We start from the raw sequence: 4163 nt of genomic DNA, 5'->3' as shown, positions 1-4163 counted from the left end.
CGCCTGGATCAGCCGCAACCGGCGCCTCTGGAAGGATGCGGAAGCGACCCTCGCCTCCGCCAGAGCCTTCCTCTACGCCGCAGCCATCATGATCCTCGTCAGACGCCTCGCCCGATCGCCCTGACTTCTCGGACGGACTCTGAGTCAACGCGCTCGCTGATTCCGGGCCGGCGAGCGCCGTCGCGGCAGATCGGGACGCGCTAAGCCAGGCCTGCCCGAGATCGCCACGCGATCACGCGGCGCTGGAGCGGGCAACCGAGTCCGTCAGACGCCAGCGTCCCGTGCTGTCCGCGGGAGACGTCCATCCTGAAACAATTGACGCCGCCCCCCCGATGATGTCTCCCCCGGGCGACCTGACACGGGGAGTCGCGACACATGCAAGAGATCTGGTTCCGCACGGGGGAGGCCACCGTGCTGGCGGCCGAGGGGCAGTACACCGACGCGATGCCGGAGGTGCTGATCGGCTCGGTGCGCGGGCCGGTGGGTCAGGCCTTCGCGTCGATGATGGGGCAGGTCCAGGGCCATACCCGGATGTTCGTGGTGCGCGACCTCAACCAGCTGGTGCGCCCGGCCACGATGATGACCACCAAGGCGACGATCCACACCGCCGAGTATGTCGAGCTGCTCGGCGGAATCGTCCAGGCCGCCACCGGCGACGCGATCGTGGATTGCATCATCGAGGGCGTGCTGCCGAAGGACGGACTCGACGAGCTGTGCATGATCATCATGATCTGGCTCGACCCGCGCTGTGCCGAGGACGACAACCTCGACCGCAAGGACCTCTACCACACCAATTACGAGGCGACGAAGCTCGCCATCGCCCGCGCCCTCAAGGGCGAGCCGACCGTGGACGAGCTGATCGCCAACCGGAAGACGGTGAAGCACTACGCCCTTGAGGACGTGATCGAGTATTGATCAGCGCCGCGCCCGCACCAGCGTGGTGCGGGCGTAGAGGTCGCCCAGCCGGCAATCGAGCCCGGCCGAGGCGACGACGAGCCGGTCGTCGGGATCGGTCAGCCGGCGGCGGGTCCAGCCGGACCCGGCCCGCTCCGACAGGGTGACGTCGAAGCTGCGCTGCTCGACGAGCAGGACCGCCTCGCATGTCGGCAGGGCTTCGTAGCCGGCGAGCTTCACGTCGATCGTCCGCCGGTTGAGGCTCGATATCCTGAGCCTGTCGCTGGGCGAGATGATCTCGACGGCGAGGTAGAGCGTGCCGACGACGTTCTGGCCCGGCTCGAACTCGGCCACATCGATGACGGCGACATCGGGGACGTAGGTATGTCCTCGGATCGTCGGGCTGAGATCGATGGCGGGATTCGAGACGGCGATCCGGCCGGGCGCTGTGCGTTCGAGGGCGTCGTTCAACAGGCGGTCCAGATTGCTGCCGATGATCTGATGGTCGATGCTGGGCTGAGCCTGCATGACGAAGCAGCCCTCGATGAGCTCCCACTTCTCCTCGTCGGGGCGAGCGGCCACGAAATCCTGGAACGTGACGTGCGGCTCAGCCGGCCGCGGCCGTGTGGCGAACGCTGTCATGGCGATTCCATACAGGATGGCGCAGCCAGGATCAGTTGCGCCGCCGCCCCGGTCAAGCCGGGCTCAATGCGGCGGGATCCGTCCCACCGAGCAGAGGGTGCGCATCGTGCTGCTGCCGGGGTCCGTATAGCAGGAGGCCGACCAGCCGTTCTGCTGGATGAACGACTTGCGGCGCTCCGAGAGGGCGGTCCGGTAGGCGTCGGCGAGGATCGGCTCGACCCGGGCGGCCGGCTCGCCGACCAGGAGTTCGGAGGCGACGGCGAGGTCGCGGAAGAAGGCCGCCGAGGGGGTGGGCTCGGCGGAGGTCGCCTGCACGATCGGCTCGGCCCGGCAGGTCACGTCGAACCGGATCGGGCCGGCCAGGCGGATGTCGATGCTCGGCCCGGAGCGTTTCCCGACCTTGCCGCCGATCGCCCCGGCGATCTGGTAGGCGAGGTCGTCGCACGGCTCCGCCCGGGCGGCGGCCGGAAGCAGGAGCAGGGCGACGAGGAGCGGAACGGCGGCGTTTGACATGGCCGGCACTCTACGCACGGCGCCTGGCCTGTCGAGAGCCGGTTTCAGGGACGCATCTGGGCGAAACTTTTGAGCAGAGCCGGGGCGATGCGCATCCCCGCCGGCACCAGCTCGGCCGGGGGCGGCCGGCGGACGCAATCCTCGAGATAGGCCAGGGATTCCTCCAGCACCGCCCCGGTGAACGGCTTGGCGATCACCGCGGTGGCCCCCTCCAGGTCGTCCGAGAGGGCGCGGGCGTTGGCGGTCATGAACGCCGCCGTGATGCCGCCGATTTCGCGCACCGCATGGGCCACGTCCACGCCCGAGGAATCGTCGCCCAGGCGCAGGTCGATCAGCACCAGCTCCGGCCGGGTCTCGTGGACCAGGGCGATCGCCTCGGCCGCGTTCATGGCGGTGCCCACGACGCGATAGCCGGCCTCCTCCAGCATCATCTCGATCTGCATCAGGATCAGAGCTTCGTCCTCGACCACGAGGATGCGCATCGGCTCGCTCATGAGGAGGCCTCCGGGCCGGTATCCATCTCGCGGGGCAAGCGGACCTTGACGATCGTGCCCGGGTCGTTCGCCTGCCAGGCGATGCTGGCATTGAGCTGGCGGCACAGGGTGCCGATCAGCCGCTTGCCGAACGAGCGCTGCTCCATGACCTGCACGGGCATGCCGATGCCGTCATCGACGATCTTGATGGTGAAGTAGCGGTCGTCCGGGGCCACCGTCACGGAGAGCCGGCCGGCGCGATTGTCCGGGAAGGCATGCTTGAGCGCGTTGGTGATCAGTTCGTTCATCATCAGCGCCACCGGCGGTGCCTTGGCGACGGGAATCTCCACGGTCTCGAGGTCCAGGTGCAGGCGGATGCGGTCGAGGCCCGAGCCGCGGACCAGGTCGGTGGCCAGGTCGCGGGCGAACTCGGCGACATCGAAGCGCTCGACGTTGTTGGATTGGTAGAGCCGGCGATGGACCGTGCCGAGGGCCTCGACGCGGGTCAGCATCGCTTCCATGGCGGTGCGCGCCGCCGGATCGGTGATGGCCTTGGTCTGCATGGCGAGCAGGGCCGCGATCATCTGGAGGTTGTTCTTGACCCGGTGATCGACCTCGTGGACCAGCATGGTCTGGGTCGCCAGGGCCTCGGTCAGGTCCCGGGTCCGGCGGGCCACCTCGGCCTCGAAATGGCTCTTCTCCTGCTGGACCCGCAGATGCGCGTCGACCCGGTCGGTGACGTCGAGCTGCGAGGCGAAGAAGAACAGCACCTCGCCGGCCTCGTTGGCGACCGGGCTGAGATAGAGCGCGTTCCAGAACGACGACCCGTCCTTGCGGTAGTTCAGCAGGTCGATGGCGATGTCCCGCTGCGCCGCCACGGCCTCGCGGATCAGCGCCACGGCGCCGCGATCGGTGTGCTCGCCCTGGAGGAAGCGGCAATTGCGGCCGAGGATGTCCGCGCGCTCGTAGCCGCTCATCCGCAGGAACGCGTCGTTGGCGAAGACGATCGGGTTGTCGGGCAGGCGCGGATTGGTGACGATCATCGCCATCCGCGTGGCACGGACGGCGGCGGCGAACGGATCGCCCTTGCCGTGTTCGGCGTCGAGCCGGTCCGTCAGGTGCCAGGCGTCGGGCTGTTCCATCGAACCTGCTCTTCCATGCCCGGCGTTCGTCACCTCCGGCAATCGGCTCAAGCCTGCGGGCGTGCAGACCGGGACCTAAACGGCCGATTCGCGCGAAGGGTTCAGGAGCCGTGCATTTTGGGGCTTGAATCCGCCGGACAGGATGCCGCACCCGGACACGCGTCATCGTCCCCACCCGCCTTCGGCGCCGGGGGCATGGCCCAAGAAGACCCAGCACGAGGGACGCGGGACGCCGCGGGGACCCAGGTGTCGGCCAGTTACGCGCGGGATCCGATCCCCGCGGCGACCCGCGGCATCGACCAGGCATGGTCCCCGGCCGGTGCCGTCTTTCTCGTCGCGATGTCTTGCCAGCACACCGATCCCGCGACTCCGCGTTAGCGGTCCAGGCGGGACGGCCCGGCCGCAATGGCAGGCCAAGCACGCCCCCGGAACCCGCATCGCCGCCGTGGCCTTCCACCCGACCTCCGCCTCGTAGTGGGCGGGTCCGCAGGTTGCTCAG

5 protein-coding genes and 1 pseudogene are annotated in these 4163 nt (G+C 68.8%); 2 read left to right on the top strand and 4 right to left on the bottom strand.

What is annotated here, in order from left to right; translation table 11 throughout:
• Window positions 1-124: pseudogene (locus MKL09_RS00125) on the top strand (IS5/IS1182 family transposase); the annotation flags it as partial.
• Between the two features lie 251 nt (window positions 125-375).
• The gene (locus tag MKL09_RS00120; RefSeq protein WP_244016841.1) at window positions 376-915 is read left to right on the top strand and encodes a formaldehyde-activating enzyme; all 540 of its coding nucleotides are present in this window, start codon (window positions 376-378) and stop codon (window positions 913-915) included.
• On the opposite strand, the gene MKL09_RS00115 is transcribed toward MKL09_RS00120, so the two are convergent.
• From MKL09_RS00115 to MKL09_RS00100, 4 genes are all read right to left on the bottom strand, one after another.
• Window positions 916-1536: a Uma2 family endonuclease gene (locus tag MKL09_RS00115; RefSeq protein ID WP_244016839.1), complete on the bottom strand. Its 621-nt coding sequence runs from the start codon at window positions 1534-1536 to the stop codon at window positions 916-918.
• Between the two features lie 63 nt (window positions 1537-1599).
• The gene (locus MKL09_RS00110; protein WP_244016837.1) at window positions 1600-2049 is read right to left on the bottom strand and encodes a hypothetical protein; all 450 of its coding nucleotides are present in this window, start codon (window positions 2047-2049) and stop codon (window positions 1600-1602) included.
• 44 nt (window positions 2050-2093) lie between these two features.
• Window positions 2094-2543: a response regulator gene (locus MKL09_RS00105; protein ID WP_244016835.1), complete on the bottom strand. Its 450-nt coding sequence runs from the start codon at window positions 2541-2543 to the stop codon at window positions 2094-2096.
• Entirely contained in the window at window positions 2540-3664 is a 1125-nt protein-coding gene (locus MKL09_RS00100; protein ID WP_244016833.1) for a histidine kinase dimerization/phosphoacceptor domain -containing protein, read from the bottom strand. Before MKL09_RS00100 ends, MKL09_RS00105 begins: the two co-directional genes overlap by 4 nt.
• Window positions 3665-4163 lie beyond the last annotated feature (499 nt).

This window comes from Methylobacterium sp. J-048 (genome assembly GCF_022829515.1).
Taxonomy (GTDB): domain Bacteria; phylum Pseudomonadota; class Alphaproteobacteria; order Rhizobiales; family Beijerinckiaceae; genus Methylobacterium.
The sequence above is the reverse complement of the archived record's forward strand: the minus strand, read 5'-3'. Positions and strand labels throughout refer to the sequence as shown.